The 15,066-nt window shown below is 65.4% G+C and carries 14 protein-coding genes; 4 read left to right on the top strand and 10 right to left on the bottom strand.

Annotated elements, in window-relative coordinates; all coding sequences use genetic code 11:
- The first annotated feature begins 137 nt into the window (after window positions 1-137).
- Window positions 138-833 carry a DUF1013 domain-containing protein gene (locus GPL20_RS20680; protein ID WP_167533133.1) on the top strand — a complete coding sequence of 232 codons (696 nt, stop codon included), beginning with the start codon at window positions 138-140 and terminating at the stop codon, window positions 831-833.
- 460 nt (window positions 834-1,293) lie between these two features.
- On the opposite strand, the gene GPL20_RS20675 is transcribed toward GPL20_RS20680, so the two are convergent.
- From GPL20_RS20675 to GPL20_RS20655, 5 genes are all read right to left on the bottom strand, one after another.
- Window positions 1,294-1,500 carry a DUF6494 family protein gene (locus GPL20_RS20675; RefSeq protein ID WP_157331343.1) on the bottom strand — a complete coding sequence of 69 codons (207 nt, stop codon included), beginning with the start codon at window positions 1,498-1,500 and terminating at the stop codon, window positions 1,294-1,296.
- A gap of 25 nt (window positions 1,501-1,525) precedes the next feature.
- The gene (locus GPL20_RS20670; RefSeq protein WP_157331342.1) at window positions 1,526-1,795 is read right to left on the bottom strand and encodes a hypothetical protein; all 270 of its coding nucleotides are present in this window, start codon (window positions 1,793-1,795) and stop codon (window positions 1,526-1,528) included.
- Window positions 1,796-1,952: 157 nt separating this feature from the next.
- Window positions 1,953-3,863: a propionyl-CoA synthetase gene (locus tag GPL20_RS20665; protein ID WP_157331341.1), complete on the bottom strand. Its 1,911-nt coding sequence runs from the start codon at window positions 3,861-3,863 to the stop codon at window positions 1,953-1,955.
- Between the two features lie 342 nt (window positions 3,864-4,205).
- Window positions 4,206-5,594 carry a tetratricopeptide repeat protein gene (locus GPL20_RS20660; protein ID WP_157331340.1) on the bottom strand — a complete coding sequence of 463 codons (1,389 nt, stop codon included), beginning with the start codon at window positions 5,592-5,594 and terminating at the stop codon, window positions 4,206-4,208.
- A gap of 109 nt (window positions 5,595-5,703) precedes the next feature.
- On the bottom strand, window positions 5,704-6,468 hold the full coding sequence (locus GPL20_RS20655; RefSeq protein ID WP_157331339.1) for a tetratricopeptide repeat protein: 765 nt from the start codon (window positions 6,466-6,468) through the stop codon (window positions 5,704-5,706).
- Between the two features lie 103 nt (window positions 6,469-6,571).
- Here GPL20_RS20655 and GPL20_RS20650 point away from each other — a divergent pair, with 103 nt between their 5' ends.
- Both GPL20_RS20650 and GPL20_RS20645 read left to right on the top strand, forming a co-directional pair.
- Complete coding sequence (locus GPL20_RS20650; RefSeq protein ID WP_254125530.1) at window positions 6,572-8,116, top strand: cation:proton antiporter; 1,545 nt, start codon at window positions 6,572-6,574, stop codon at window positions 8,114-8,116.
- 71 nt (window positions 8,117-8,187) lie between these two features.
- A complete protein-coding gene (locus tag GPL20_RS20645; protein WP_157331338.1) occupies window positions 8,188-8,958 on the top strand; it encodes a hypothetical protein in 771 nt (256 codons plus the stop codon).
- Window positions 8,959-9,133: 175 nt separating this feature from the next.
- On the opposite strand, the gene GPL20_RS20640 is transcribed toward GPL20_RS20645, so the two are convergent.
- The 5 genes from GPL20_RS20640 to GPL20_RS20620 form a co-directional block, all read right to left on the bottom strand.
- Window positions 9,134-9,940, bottom strand: coding sequence for an SDR family NAD(P)-dependent oxidoreductase (locus GPL20_RS20640; protein WP_157331337.1), 807 nt, complete (start codon window positions 9,938-9,940; stop codon window positions 9,134-9,136).
- An 89-nt stretch (window positions 9,941-10,029) separates the two neighbouring features.
- A complete protein-coding gene (locus GPL20_RS20635; protein WP_157331336.1) occupies window positions 10,030-10,443 on the bottom strand; it encodes a DUF1850 domain-containing protein in 414 nt (137 codons plus the stop codon).
- The gene (locus GPL20_RS20630; protein ID WP_167533132.1) at window positions 10,404-12,515 is read right to left on the bottom strand and encodes a TRAP transporter permease; all 2,112 of its coding nucleotides are present in this window, start codon (window positions 12,513-12,515) and stop codon (window positions 10,404-10,406) included. Before GPL20_RS20630 ends, GPL20_RS20635 begins: the two co-directional genes overlap by 40 nt.
- Window positions 12,516-12,764: 249 nt before the next feature.
- Window positions 12,765-13,712, bottom strand: a complete 948-nt coding sequence (locus GPL20_RS20625; RefSeq protein ID WP_157331335.1) for a TAXI family TRAP transporter solute-binding subunit — start codon at window positions 13,710-13,712, stop codon at window positions 12,765-12,767.
- Window positions 13,713-13,988: 276 nt separating this feature from the next.
- Window positions 13,989-14,468 carry a hypothetical protein gene (locus tag GPL20_RS20620; protein ID WP_167533131.1) on the bottom strand — a complete coding sequence of 160 codons (480 nt, stop codon included), beginning with the start codon at window positions 14,466-14,468 and terminating at the stop codon, window positions 13,989-13,991.
- A 195-nt stretch (window positions 14,469-14,663) separates the two neighbouring features.
- Here GPL20_RS20620 and GPL20_RS20615 point away from each other — a divergent pair, with 195 nt between their 5' ends.
- A complete protein-coding gene (locus GPL20_RS20615) occupies window positions 14,664-14,981 on the top strand; it encodes a hypothetical protein (protein ID WP_157331333.1) in 318 nt (105 codons plus the stop codon).
- The last annotated feature ends 85 nt before the right edge of the window (window positions 14,982-15,066 follow it).

Raw genomic sequence — 15,066 nt, 5'->3', positions numbered from 1 at the left:
GCTGTCAAGGCACTATCTATAGCAGAACCATTGCGTGGCTAGCCCCTCCGGGCTTATATAGCGCGAATTCCCTGTCATCGCTGATGACCACCGGTTTCGCCTCCAGAGGGGTGGGCGAAGCACAAAGGAGATTTGCCATGAGCAACGCACCTCTGATGCCCAAGGCGACCGCCGTCTGGCTGCTCGACAACACCGCGCTGACCTTCGACCAGGTCGCCGATTTCACCAAGATGCACCCCCTCGAGGTGCGTGCGATCGCCGACGGCGACGCCGCCCAGGGCATCAAGGGCATGGATCCCCTCTCCAATGGCCAGCTGACCCGCGAGGAGATCGAGAAGGGCGAGAAGAACCCGGACTACCGGCTCCGCCTCCAGGAGAGCAAGGTGGTGCTGCCGCCGCAGCCCAAGCGCAAGGGCCCGCGCTACACCCCGGTCTCGCGCCGCCACGAGCGCCCGAGCGCCATCCTCTGGCTGCTGCGCAACCATGCCGAGCTGAAGGATGCGCAGATCATGCGCCTAGTCGGCACCACCAAGAGCACGATCGCGAGCGTGCGCGACCGCACCCACTGGAACACCTCGTCGCTGACCCCGATCGACCCCGTCACGCTCGGCCTGTGCTCGCAGATCGAGCTCGATTTCGAAGTGCAGCGCGCCGCCAAGGAAAAGCCGATCGACGCAGCCTATGGCGGCGCGACCCTGCTGCCGGCCTCCGAGACCACCCGCAAGGACGAGTACGAGCCCGCGGAGAAGTCCAGCGACGACCTCAACGTCGACGCCGTGTTCGCCAAGCTGAAGACGCTCGGCGGCAAGAAGCACGAGGACGAGGAGGAGTAAGGCTCCGCTCAGTGCCGGAACGATCTGAACGCGGCGGGCCAGTCCTCGCCGCGTTTTTGTTTGCGGCTTTTATCGAGCCCTATTTCTCGATCTCATGCCCCGCCACCGGGTCTCGCCTTCGGCGAGCCCGATGACAGGCTCCGGCGGGGCATCCTGTACACCGCGGCTTCTCCGCATAACTCAGCGCCTCTGCAACTGGATCGCCCGGTCGAGTCGAGCGATGACGGCGAGTGTGTGGCAGGAGGTTCAACAACCTCGTCATTGCGAGCGCAGCGAAGCAATCCAGACTGTCTCCGCGGAGGGATACTGGATTGCTTCGCTGCGCTCGCAATGACGGATCGAGCGGAAAGCGATGCGCCGCTTACGACCGCTCGGGGAGGTTCAGCATGTATTCGCCGAGATCGCGCTGGCGGCGGTTTGGCATGCGAGCCGTCAACGTGCGGTTCACGCGAACGGCAAATCAGCCCAGCTCGATCGTGTCATTGACCTCGTGGACGAGTCCGACGTTGTCGATCGTCAGCACCATTTTCGCGTTGAGCTTCTCATGGCTCTTGATCCGGCCCGCCGCGATCGCATCGCGCACGGCCTTCTCGATCTCACGCTGCGACGTGACGCCGACTTGCTTCAGGAATTTGCGCAGGCTGGTGTTGAACTGGTCCTCGTTCATAACGGCCTCCGTAGAGCGGGGCGGCCTACGGCCGCTCGGGATGGTTCAGCATGTATTCGCCGAGGTCGCGTTGGCGGCGGTCGGCGCGGGCGGTGGCGGCGCTGCGCTGGACGTCACGGTCCTTGCGGCAGGCCACATATTCCGGCGAGCCCGGCGCATAGCCGCGGCCCTGGCAGACCGCGTCGTCATCGTCGCCGCCCATCGCCACCGGCGTCTGGTAGCGCGCGGAGCAGGCGGAGAGAGCGATGGCGAGCAGCACAGCTGCAAGCAGGCGCGGCGCGGTGGCGAGTGGCATACGAGGTCCCCTGTTGGCCGGGCCCTGTTTAGCGCGGAATGAGGAGATTATAAGTCGGCATCACCGTCATTCCGGGGGCGGTCCGCAGCACCGAACCCGGAATCTCGAGATTCCGGGTTCGATGCTTCGCATCGCCCCGGAATGACAGGCCAAAACTTCACACCCTCCCTTTCAGCGCCTCGCCGATCTCGTCCAGCACCTTGGGATCCTCGATCGTCGCCGGCATGGTCCAGGCCTCGCCGTCGGCGATCTTCTTGATGGTGCCGCGCAGGATCTTGCCGGAGCGCGTCTTGGGCAGGCGGCCGACGGTGATGGCGAGCTTGAAGGCGGCGACGGGGCCGAGCTTGTCGCGCACCAGCGTGATGATCTCCTTCTCGATCTCGGCCGGGGCGCGCTTCACGCCCGCCTTCAGCACCAGGAAGCCGCAGGGCACCTCGCCCTTGATCGCGTCCTTGACGCCGAGCACGGCGCATTCGGCCACATCCGGATGTGACGCCAGAATCTCCTCCATGCCGCCGGTGGAGAGGCGATGGCCGGCGACGTTGATGATGTCGTCGGTGCGGCCCATGACGAAGACATAGCCGTCCTCGTCCTTGTAGCCGGCGTCCGAGGTTTTGTAATAGCCGGGGAATTCGCTCAAGTAGGCTTCCTTGAAGCGCGTGTCCTGATTCCATAGCGTCGGCAGGCAGCCCGGCGGCATCGGCAGCTTGATGACGATCGAGCCCATGGTGTTGGGGCCGACCGGCTTTGCGGCTTCGTCGACGATGTCGACCTGGTAGCCCGGCATCGGCACCGTCGGCGAGCCATGCTTCACCGGCAGCATGCCGAGGCCGACCGGATTGCCGGCGATGCACCAGCCGGTCTCGGTCTGCCACCAATGATCGATCACCGGCACCTTCAGCTGCTGCTCCGCCCATTCCACCGTCGGCGGATCGGCGCGTTCGCCGGCGAGGAACAGCGTGCGGAACTTGGAGAGATCGTATTGCCGGATGAACTTGCCGTCCGGATCTTCCTTCCGGATGGCGCGGAACGCGGTCGGCGCGGTGAACAGCGCCACCGCCTCGTGCTCGGAGATCACGCGCCAGAATGCGCCGGCATCGGGCGTGCCGACCGGCTTGCCCTCATACATGATCGAGGTCGCGCCGTGCAGCAGCGGGCCGTAGACGATGTAGCTGTGGCCGACCACCCAGCCGATGTCGGAGCCGCACCACCAGACCTCGCCCGGCTTGACGCCATAGAGGTTGAACATCGACCATTTCACCGCGACGAGATGCCCGCCATTGTCGCGGACCACGCCCTTGGGAATGCCGGTCGTGCCTGACGTGTAGAGGATGTAGAGCGGATCGGTGGCGGCGACAGGCACGCAAGTAGCCTTCTTGCCGTCATTCAGCGCCTTGCGGCGCAGGCTTGCCCAATCGTAGTCGCGTCCCGGGGTCAGGTCGCAGGTGTGCTGCGGACGTTGCAGCACGATGCAGGCCTTCGGTTTCGTGCTCGCGAGCTTGATGGCCTCGTCGAGCAGCGGCTTGTAGTGCACGATGCGGCCGGGCTCGATGCCGCAGCTTGCGGAGAGAATGAGGTTCGGCTGGGCGTCGTCGATGCGGGTGGCGAGCTCCTTGGCGGCAAAGCCGCCGAACACCACGGAATGCACCGCGCCAATCCGCGCGCAGGCCAGCATCGCGACCACGGCCTCCGGCACCATCGGCATGTAGAGGATGACGCGGTCGCCCTTGGCGACGCCGAAATCCTGCATGATGGCGGCGAGCGCCTGCACCTCGCCGAGGAGCTCGGCATAGGTGAGTTTGGTGATGCTGTTCGTCAGCGGCGAATCGTGGATCAACGCGACCTGGTCGGCGCGGCCGCGCGCGACGTGGCGGTCGAGCGCGTTGTAGCAGGTGTTGACGAGGCCGCCGGTGAACCAGCGCCCGTAGGTGCCTTGCGTGGCATCGAAGACCTTCTTCGGCGGCTCGATCCAGTCGATCTCCTTGGCCGCCTCGGCCCAGAAGCCCTCGGGATCGGCCAGCGAGCGCGCATGGACCTCGTGATAGAGACTCTTCCCCTGGATATTCATTCCCGCGCTCCCGTTCCCTTTATTCGCCTGGCCCCGACCATGCGGCAGGACAGGCGCCCCGCCATGACCCGGATCAAGTGCCGGCCTTGTTTGAAGGGTATTTTCCCGGGAACGGGCCGCGGTTCAAGCTGAAAAGGATGGTGCTTTTGGGGGAGAGAGCGCGGCAGCGGCTGTGTCCTCCCTCGCCCTGCTTGCGGGGAGAGGGCTGGGTGAGGGGGGTCTCCCCGGGGACGGTGAGAGTTAGACTCCGCGGAGGCCCCCCCTCACCCGGAATTGCTCTCGCAAATTCCAGCCTCTCCCCGCACGCGGGGAGAGGCGAAGAGCGCGCGCCGCACAAGCTCGTCAGCTCTCCATCGCATTCAACCGCTGCAGCCGCTCCTGCATGACCTTCTTCAGATCATAGCCCGGCCGGCCGAAGCTGGCGTTGCGCGTCGCGAGGAAGTCGCGCTGGGTCCTGCGCAGGTCGCCGGCCGAACGCTTGTTGGCCGACTTCAGCACGCGCTCGTAAGTCTCGGCGATCTGGCGGTCGAGCACGCCGAGCTGGGGATCGGCGCAGATCACCTTCTCGACCTCGCGCCTGGCCGTGGCGCAATCGAAGGACGGGCCGCTATCGTCGGCCGAGCGCGCATGCATCGGGCCCGAGGTGGTTGCGCCGAACTTGGCGATCTCGGCGATCATGCTGCGGCGGCCGTCGGCTGCACTCCGGTTGCCGGGATCGAGCCGCAGCACCGTCTCGAAGTCGGCCAGCGCCTTCTTGCGTTCGCCCATCTTGCTGTAGAGCACGGCGCGATTGTTGTAGGCGAGCGCGAATTTCGGATCGAGCCGAAGCGCAGCGTCGTAGTCGCTGAGGGCGGCGCCGAGCGCGCCCTTGAACTGGTGGGAATCGCCGCGGTTGGTGAAGAAGTTCGGCCGCTGCTCCAGTCGCAGCGCTTGGTCGTAGTCGGCGATCGCCTTGTCGTACTCGCCGAGGTCGGCATAGGACAGGCCGCGGTTGTTGAAGAATTCCGGCTCGGTGGGATCGAGCCTGATCGCCTCGGTTTCGTCGGCGATGGATTTGTCGAGCTGATCGAGCTTCCTGTAGGCAGCCGCGCGGTTGGCGTGGGCGCGCGCGTGGTTCGGATCGAGCCGTAGCGCCTCGTTGAAATCGCGGACGGCCTTTTCGTTGTCGCCGCCAAGATAAAAGGTCGTGCCGCGGTCAGACCAGGCCTGGGCATAGTCGGGCTTCAGCTTGATCGCCTGGTCATAGTCGGCGAGCGCGCGGTCGAACCGGTGCTGATTGGTATAGACGATGCCGCGCATCTCGTAAGCTTCGGCGTCGTTGGGATCGAGCTTGATCGCGGTGGACAGATCGGCCGCGGCGCGGCCCAGATCTCCGCCCGCCTCGCGCAGGAGGTCGCCGCGCACGCGATAGGCAGGCGCATACTTGCCGTCGAGCGCGATGGCGCGGTCGAGGTCCTTCAAGGCCTGGTTCAGGCCGCCCTCCGTCCTCGCATTGGCGTTCGCACGAACGACCAGCGCCGCGGAACGGTCCCGCCTCGGATTGCCGGTCTGATCGATGATCACATTGCAGGCCGCGATCAGCTCGGATCGCGGCGCCTTGCTGTCGAGCACGCAGGCGACGCCGGCGGCGGCGGGGCCGGCCGCGAGCGCGAGGCCGGCGGTCAAGGTTGCGCCGAGCAGCGTCGATCGGGCAACGGATGAGTGTTGCGCGGGGCGAGACGTGCCGCACATGGCTTTGGGCTCCGTGACAAGGGCTTTCCCCGTTGTCGCGTTCATCCGGCAACAGGTTCAAACGGCGAGGCCTCCCTCTCGCCGCGAGCGAGAGAGGCGATGCGCGGCATTAATATCCGTCGACGCCGTTGATCCGCTGCAACCGCTCCTGCATCGCCTTCTTCAGGTCGTACCCCGGCCGGCCGTAACCGGCATTGCGGCGGGCGATGAACTCGTCCTGCTCGCGATGCAGCGCCTTGGCCTCCGCGGGATTGCGCGCCTCCCGGATCGCGCGGGCATTCGACCCGAATATCTCGCGATCGAGATCGGCGAGCTCGCGATTGCCGCAGATCGCCCTTTCCACCGCACGCCGCGCGCCGGCGCAGTTGAAGCTGGGCTTGCCGGCGACCGCCATCTGCGCGCCGATCCGCTCGAGCTCGCGCGCCATCGCCTTGTGATTGACCTTGGCCTTCTCGTGGTTCGGATCGATTCTGAGCGCCGCGCCGAAATCCTGCACCGCCTTGGGCTTGTCGCCCTTCTTCAGCCAGAGCTCGCCGCGCGCGTTGAACGTGTCGGCGAGCGTGGGATCGAGCAGAAGAGCGCGGCTGTCGTCGGCGATCGCACGGTCGATCTGGTCGTGCCGCGCATAAAGCGCGCCGCGCGCGACCAGCGCCTTGATCAGGTCTGCCTTCGCGGTCTTCTCGTTGTCGATCACGGCCGCACAGGCCGAGGCCGCCTTGTCCATGTCGTCGGCTAAGGCCGCAGCGAGGCACGGCGCGACGTCGATCTGCGCCACAGCGACCGGCTCGCCGCCGGTCGCGGCATGGGCCACGGCGAGCGAGAGCGCATAGATCAGCGCCACGCCTGACGATTGAAGCAGGAGAAGAGATCGCATTGTCGTTGCAGTCGGAAAGCTCGCCTTGAGACCGGATTGTCCGCTATACGGCCGGATTGGTGCTAGCTTGTGGCATCGCTCAAATCTGTCTTCGGGGACTGGCGTGTCGACATTCGAATGGCTCATCGCGCTTCTGCTCGGCGCTGTTGCCTTATCGGCGCTGGCGCGGCGGATCAAGGTCCCCTACCCGACCTTTCTCGCCATCGGCGGTGCGCTGATCGCGCTGCTGCCGGGGAGCCCGACCTGGACGCTGGAGCCCGACCTCGCGCTGGCGCTTTTTGTCGCACCGGTGCTGCTGGATGCCGCCTTCGACACCTCGCTGCGGGATCTGCGCAACAACTGGGTTCCGGTCTCCACCCTTGTCGTCGCCGCGGTCGGCCTCACCACCGCTGGCGTCGCCTATGTCGCGCACCGGCTGATGCCGGACATGCCCTGGGCCGCCGCGGTTGCGCTCGGCGCGATCGTGGCGCCGCCCGATGCAGCGGCCGCTGTCGCGATCCTGAGCCAGGTGAAGCTGCCGTACCGCATGGTCAAGGTCCTTGAGGGCGAGAGCCTGCTCAATGACGCGAGCGCGCTTCTGATCTATCGCATCGCCGTCGGCGCCGTCGCCGCCGAGCATCTGACGTGGAGCCAGGTCGCGCCGACGATGGCGCTGGCGCTGGTCGGCAGCGTCATCGCGGGTCTCCTTGCAGGGCGCATCATCCCGCTGTTCATGGAACGGGTGAGGGAGGCGCCGAGCGCGATCATCGTGCAGTTCGCCACCACCTTCATGGTCTGGATCGCCGCCGAGCATCTCGGTCTCTCCGGCATCCTCACCATCGTGGTCTACGCCATCACCGTCGCGCGCACGGCGCCGGCACGCATCCCGGCGCGGCTGCGGGTGCCGTCCTATGCGGTCTGGGAGACGACGGTGTTCGTGCTCAACGTGCTCGCCTTCATGCTGATCGGCATGCAGATGCGGCCGATCTGGTCGCGGCTGGATGCTGACGTGCGCTGGGAATATTGCGTGGCCGCCGCATGGATCCTGCTCACCGTGGTCCTGGTCCGGCTGTTCTGGGTGACGTTCTACCGCACGACCCTGCGCACGCTCGTCGCGTACGGGATCTATCATCCCAAGGATCCGACGGCGGTCGCCTCGCCCAAGGGCGGCCTCATCATCTCCTGGTGCGGCATGCGCGGCCTCGTCACGCTCGCCACGGCCTTCGCCCTGCCGGAGAACTTCCCCTATCGCGACTTCATTGTCTTCATCGCCTTTGCGGTGGTGCTGGGATCGCTGGTCATCCAGGGCCTGACGCTGCGTCCGCTGATCCTGGCCTTCAACCTCAAGGACGACGATCCCGTCGGCGCCGAGGTCGCGCGCGGACGCGCGGTCGCCTATCGCGCGGCACTAGACGCGATCGAGAGCGATCCGTCGGAGGAGGCGGAAATCCTGCGGCTCGAATATCGCGCGATCCTGATGCAGGCCGAGAGCGATCCAAACGGCGGCATCGCCAGCGGCGAACTGCCTGCCGATCCCCTGCGCCGCCGCGCCATCGAAGCCGCGCGCAAATCGATCTTCGACCTCCGCGCCACCGAGGTGATCGGCGACGACGCGTTTCATCGGCTCGAGGAAGAGCTCGATCGCGCAGAATTGAGCGCGGGCGGTTGAGCTACGTGCGCTAGATCACACTGGGCTGTCCAGGGGCTGAACCGGATCGCCTCCCCATAGACTCACTCCTGATGACGACCCTGATCGACGACCGTCGTGTCCGCGCGCGTGATGCGTCGCCTGCACGATATTTTTATCTCCACATGTCGCTGGCCTGTGCGGCCACTGCTTTCCTCGGCTTCGCACCGACCTATTGGATCCCGCTTGCGCAGCGGACCTTCTCCACAAGCCCCGTGATTCATTTTCACGGACTCTTGTTCTTCACCTGGTCGCTCTATTTCGTGCTCCAGACCTGGCTCGCCGCCTCGGGCCGCGTGGTCAATCACCGTTCGCTCGGCATCGCCGGCGTGTCGCTTGCGACCGCGATGACGATCTTCGGCTTTCTCGCTTCCGTGCATGTGATGCAGCATTCCACCGCACTCGGTCAGAAGGAGGCCGGCATCGGCTTCTCGATCGTGCCGATGAGCGGGATCGCATTCTTCGCGGTCGTGTTCGTGCTCGCGATCGTGAACACGCGGAGGCCCGAGATCCACAAGCGCCTGATGCTGCTCGCGGCGGTGTCGATCCTCGACGCCGCGATCGCGCGCTGGTTTCTCACCTTCCTCGCGCCTCCCGGACCGCCCGGCCCACCGCCGGTGCCGGTGACCATCGCTCCGGCCGTGGTTGCCTCGCTGCTGCTCGTCGTCGCAATGGTACGTGACTGGCGCACCGAGGGCCGCGTCCATCCGGTCTACATCTACGGCACGCTCACGCTGCTGGCGGTGAAGGTGTTGAACTGGCCGATCAGCGAGACGGCCGCGTGGCATGCGTTTGCTGGCGGCATCCTGGCGCTGGCGCAGTAATTCTCCGCTGTCGTCCTGGACAAGCGCAGCGAAGCGGAGCGCAGATCCGGGACCCATAACCACAGGAAGATGTGGTTACGATGACTCGGAGTTACGTCTCGGCAAAACAACTCCACCCTGTGGCTATTGGTCCCGGGTTCGCGGTCCGCCGCCCCGGGACGACAGCGGATTGGCGTTACGCCCCCGCCTTGCAGGTGATCCCGCCGTCGACCACGAGCTCGATCCCCGTCACATATTTCGACTCGTCCGACGCCAGGAACAGCGCCGCGTTGGCGACATCGAAGGCGTCGCCCATGTGCCCCATCGGCACCTGCGCATCGCGCTTGCGCCACATCTCCTCGACGTCGCCGCTGGCGTAGCTTGCGGCAAGACCTGCGGAATGCGCGACCATCGGCGTCTTCATCAGGCCGGGCAGGATCGCGTTCACCCGCACATGGTGGCGCGCGAACTCGATCGCGGTGGTTCGCGTCATCATGTTCATCGCCGCCTTCGAGGTGCCATAGGTCACGTAGGAGATGCCCATGTGGCGGATCGAGGCGATCGAGGAGATGTTGATGATCGAGCCGCCGCCCTGTTTCACCATCACGGGGATGACATGCTTCATGGCGAGATAGGCGCTCTTGAGGTTGACGCTGAAGACGCGGTCCCAGCTCTCCTCGGTCACCTCCACCACGCTGCCCATCTCCGCGATGCCGACATTGTTGTCGAGCACATCGATGCGGCCATAGGCCTTCAGGCATGCCGCGACCATCGCCTCGATCTCGCTCGCCCGCGAGACGTCGGCGGTGAACGCCGTGGCCTTGCCGCCTTCGTCGGTGATGATCTTCGCGGTCTCCTCGGCCGCCGCGCCGTTGCGATCGACGCAGAACACCTGCGCGCCCTCGCGCGCAAAGGTCACCGCGGTGGCCTTGCCGTTGCCCCAGCCGGGTCCGATCGAGCCCGCGCCTACCACCATCGCAACCTTGCCCTTGAGCCGATCCATCTCGTTTCTCCTTTGTTGTTCTTTGTAGCCCGGATGAGCGAAGCGACATCCGGGGCCACCGTTCCCGGATATCGCTTCGCTCATCCGGGCTACGGATCCTTGCAGAAGCCCATCTTCGTGACGTTAGCACCGATGGGATGGCCGACAATCTCGGACAGCGTCCGGCACTGTCCACCATGGCACAGCCGCCACTCCCCCGCCGCCGCCGAGTTACCGAGCACGACCTCCGGCATCGGCGAACGCGTCGGCTGCCATTGAAACCAGCCGTCGACAAGCCGCGCCTCCGGCGGCGGCTCCATGCCGGGGCCGGTGCCCTTGACGCGGGCCTGCACCAGTTCGAGGCCGGCGGGGGTGACGCGCCAGTCCTCCTGCCACTCGACCTTTGCAATCGAATGCGTCCAGGCCAGCGTGAAGGCGGACAGCGCCAGCGCCTTCACGCCGCCCGCTGTTGCAAGGCAGAGGCTCACACCGCCTCGACCGTTGCCGGCGGACGCTGCCGCCATTGCCACAGCACGAGCGCTGCGGAGAGCACGAAGCCCGCGGTGTCGCTGAACGGGAAGTCGCCGAGCAGACAGAACGCGGCGCCGAGTGCAACCAGACGTTCCAGCAGCGTCAACCGCGTGAACAGGAAGCCGATCGCGACCATGCCGAACAGCGCAATCGCCACCAGCGCCTTCAGGGTTGCAAGCGCCACCGCACCGTAGAAGCCGAGCTTGGCCGCCATGGGATCGCCGGCCTGAAGCATCAGCGCAGGCGAATAGACGAAGATGAAGGGAATGACGTAGCCGGCGAGCGCGATGCGCATCGCCTCCCAGCCGATCTTGTCCGGGTTCTCCTTCGCGATCGGCGCGGCGGCAAGTGCTGCGAGCGCGACCGGCGGCGAGAGGTCGGCCATGATGCCGTAGTAGAACGCGAACATGTGGCTCGCGATCAGCGGCACACCGAGCTTTGCCAGCGCCGGCGCGGCAAGCGCGGCGGTGATGATGTAGGTCGGGATGGTCGGGATGCCGGTGCCGAGCAGGATCGACAGCAGCATGGTCATGATCAGTGCCAGGAACAGGCTCTTCTCGCCGAGCCCGATCACCCAGCCGCCGAAGATGGTGCCGACACCGGTCTGCGACATCATGCCGATGATGACGCCGACGATGGCGCAGGCCATGCCGACGGTGATGGCGGATTTGGCGCTTTCGGCCAGTGCATCGCGGCAGGCGCGCAAGGCTGCAAAGCCGCCGCGAACGAAGGCGGTGATCACGATCAGTCCGACCACGACGCAAGCGACCGGCACGATCTGGAGCCCGTCGCGCGACAGCGCGGCGACGACGAGCGCGAGCCCGATCCAGAAGATGTAGCGGATGACCGTCGTCGAGACGCCGGCGGTGATGCTGGTGCCCAGGATCAACGCCACCGTCAGCGCGAGGCCCATGCTGCCGGCATAGAGCGGCGTAAAGCCTTCGAACAGCATGTAGACGAGGGCGGCGAGCGGCAGCACGAGGTACCAGCGCGTCACCAGCGCCCTCCACGCGCTCGGGATCTCCGAGCGCTTCATGCCGACAAGGCCGTGCTTGCCGGCTTCCAGGTGCACCATCCAGAACGCCGAGGCGAAATAGAGGATCGCGGGAATTGCCGCCGCTTTGACGATCTCCGAGTACTGAACGCCGAGCGTCTCCGCCATGATGAAGGCGACCGCGCCCATCACCGGCGGCATGATCTGCCCGCCCATCGACGCCGTCGCCTCGACACCGGCGGCGAAGGCGCGGCGGTAGCCGAACTTGATCATCAAGGGAATCGTGAACTGGCCGACGGTGACGACATTGGCGACGCCGGAGCCGGAGATCGTGCCCATCATGCCGGAAGCGAACACCGCGACCTTGGCCGGTCCGCCGCGGGTGCGGCCGAACAGGCCGAGCGAGACGTCGGTGAACAGCTGGATCATGCCGGCGCGCTCCAGGAACGAGCCGAACAGGATGAACAGGAAGATGTAGGTCGCCGAGACGTAGATCGGCACGCCGTAGAAGCCTTCCGTGCCGAACGACAGGTGCGTGACGATCTGGTCGAAGTCATAACCGCGATGGTTGAACGGCGACGGCAGATATTGGCCGAAGAACCAGTAGACGAGGCACGCGCCGCACATCAGCGGCAGGGCCGCGCCCATCAGCCGCCGGGTGCCCTCGAAGATCAGCACCGCGAGCAGCGTGCCGACCACGAGGTCGAGCCGCGTCGGATCGCCGTCGCGCGCGATCAGGTCGGCATAGAAGATCCATTGATAGAGTCCGCACAGGAAGCCGGCGCCGCCGATCACCCAGCCGAGCGCTCGCCCAAAATCGCTCTTCGCAGTGAAATTGCCGATCAGGCCGAAGGTGAGGAGAATGAGGAAGCCGACATGGACGCCGCGCACCACCTGGCTCGGCAGATAGTTGAACGCGGCGACATAGAGCTGGAACGTGGCGAAGGCGATGCCGATCCAGTAGGCGAGCGTACCCCACCAGCCCGGGCCGAATCCGTCCGGAAAACCGTGCTCGAAATTGTCGAACTCGACCTTGATGGGGGCCTCGGTGGCCTCTGCCTTTTCCAGCATTTCATTCGTCCTCAGCCTGTCCCTGCCGGATAGCATTGGCACATGGGCCCCCAAAACGTCATGCCCGGGGTTATCCCGGGCATTCGCGAACTCTCTCTCCGTCATTCCGGGGCGATGCGAAGCATCGAACCCGGAATCTCGAGATTCCGGGTCTGGTCCTTCGGACCATCCCGGAATGACAGAGCAATTGGCAAGAACGTGGATGGCCGGGACAAGCCCGGCCATGACGTCCGACACCGAGAGCCGACCTTACTTGATCAGCCCCTTTTCCTTGTAATAGCGGATCGCGCCGGGGTGCAGCGGAACCGGGCTGCCATTGGCCGCCGTCTCGAGCTTGATCTCCTTGCCGGCCGCGTGCGCAGTGGCGAGCTCGGGCAGCGACTCGTAGACCAGCTTGGTCATCTGGTAGGCGAGATCGTCCGAGACGGCGGAGCTCGTGACAAGATAGTTGACCACGGCCGCGGTCGGCACGTCCTTGTCCTGCCCGGTATAGGTGTTGGCGGGAATGGTCGCGGAGATGAAGGGCGGGCCGATCTTGTCGACCGTCTCCTTCGGCACCGACACCACCGTGATCGGGCTCGAGGTCGACAGATCCTTCAGCGAGGCGACGCCGAGGCCGGCCGATTGCAGCGTCGCGGCGAGCTGGCGGTTCTTCATGAGATCGACGGATTCGGCGAACGGCAGATATTCGACCTTGCCGAGGTCCTTGTAGCTCATGCCGGCCGCAGCGAGGATCGCGCGCGAATTCAGCTCGGTGCCCGATTTGGGCGCGCCGACCGACAGGCTCTTGCCCTTGAGGTCGGCCAGCGTCTTGATGCCGGACTCAGTGGTGGCGACGATCTGGATGTAGTTCGGATAGATCGCGCCGATGGTCCTGAGCTTGTCGAGCTTGGTCTTGAAGCCCGCCTCCTCCTCGCCGTCCCAGGCCGCTTTCAGCGAGTCGCCCAGCGTGAACGCCAGCTCGCCACGACCCTGCTGGAGCAGGATGAGGTTCTCGACCGACGCCTTGGTCGCCTGCACCTGCGTCTTCACGTTCGGAATCTTGTCGCCGTAGATCTTCCCGATCGCGACCCCGAGCGGATAATAGACGCCGGAGGTGCCGCCGGTCAGCACGTTGATGAAGGATTGCGCATGCGCGCAAGGTGCCGACGCCGCCAGAGCAAGAGCCGCGGCCACGCCGAAGAACGTCCGTTTCATGATTTTTGTACTCCCCAAACCGGCGGCGAAATTGGCCGGATGAAGGGAGCGGGTCAACCCATCCAAAAGGCAAAACAGGACTGCGGTAAACGGCCGTTCCGGCTTGATTTTTGGGAACCCGGCGGGTGCGGCGAGGTGGCGCAGCGCTCACCTCTCCCGCGCGCGGGAGAAGTCGGCGCGCAGCGCCGGGTGAGGGCTCTGTCCTAGTGGAGACTGTCCCCATCGCGGAGACACCCTCCCCGCCCCTCCCCTGCAAGCGAGGGAGGGAGCACACCCTCACTGGAAGGTCATGTCCAGGCACTTGGAGATGTCGGAGCCGAGGCCGGAGGAGATGATGATGCAGCCGCGTACCCTCTGCGCGGTGACGTCGGCGGCCCAGACCGAATAGCCGCCGGGGCCGAAGAACGAATTGGTGTTCGGCGGCTCGGTCTCGGTCGCGTCGAAATCATAATGGCCGTCGGTCTCGAAGATGCGGGGCTTCTTGGTGCAGCCGCCGTCGGTCTGGACGTTGATGACTTCCTTGTTGTCGCGGGTCAGCGCCAGCGAGACCTGGCAGCGGAAATACTCCGAGGTCCTGGTGTTGAAGAGGTAGGTATAGGATTTGCAGGTCGCGGTGTTCAGCTTGCCCGGGGCAAGGCCGCGGCTGCACGAAATCCGCTGGTTGTGGCTGAGCTGGTAATCGTCGGCCCGGGCGGCCGGCGCCAGCGCGGTCAGCAGCAGCGCGACGGCCGAGCACGCTTTAATGACATGGTTCATCCGAATCATCCCCACCAATCTTTTTGTCGAATTGCGTTCTAGACGGAAAGCGGAACATAGTCGCGAGGGGACGAAGGGAAAATCACAAACTGCTGGGCACGATGTGATGCGCTGCGGCGCTTTCGCGAATTGACCCGGAAACGCCGTTCGTGATTTGTTCAAGCCGGGTGCTCCAATGGCGGGGAGGATTGGATCATGACATTTTCGACGAAGACATTTGCACTCGTTTCGGCTGCACTCGTGACGGCGCTCGGCGCCTTTGCCGCGCCCGCGTTGGCGCAGACTGCGGCCACGCCGTGGGAGCTCAAGCCCGACATGGGCTACGCCTATGACAGGGACGGCAAGACCTTTTCCTACAAGATGGGCACCAGCAATGCCGGCGAGCTGCTGAAGGGCGCCAAGAAGGTGCCGAAGGGCACGCTGTTCTTCATCGGCCACAACGGCCAGCTCTACATGCGCACCGGCCCGTATCTGGAAGGCGACGGCAAGTTCAAGTTCGGGCCGGATCAGTAGGGGCGACGGCGGTGCGCTGCCTCGCCCCGTTGTTACGGGGCCGCGACGAGCTTCGCTCGCGCTGAGAGGATTGGGGTGAGGGGCT

It is taken from the genome of Bradyrhizobium cajani (genome assembly GCF_009759665.1).
GTDB classification, from domain to species: Bacteria; Pseudomonadota; Alphaproteobacteria; order Rhizobiales; family Xanthobacteraceae; genus Bradyrhizobium; species Bradyrhizobium cajani.
This window is presented reverse-complemented; position numbering and strand designations above follow the sequence as displayed.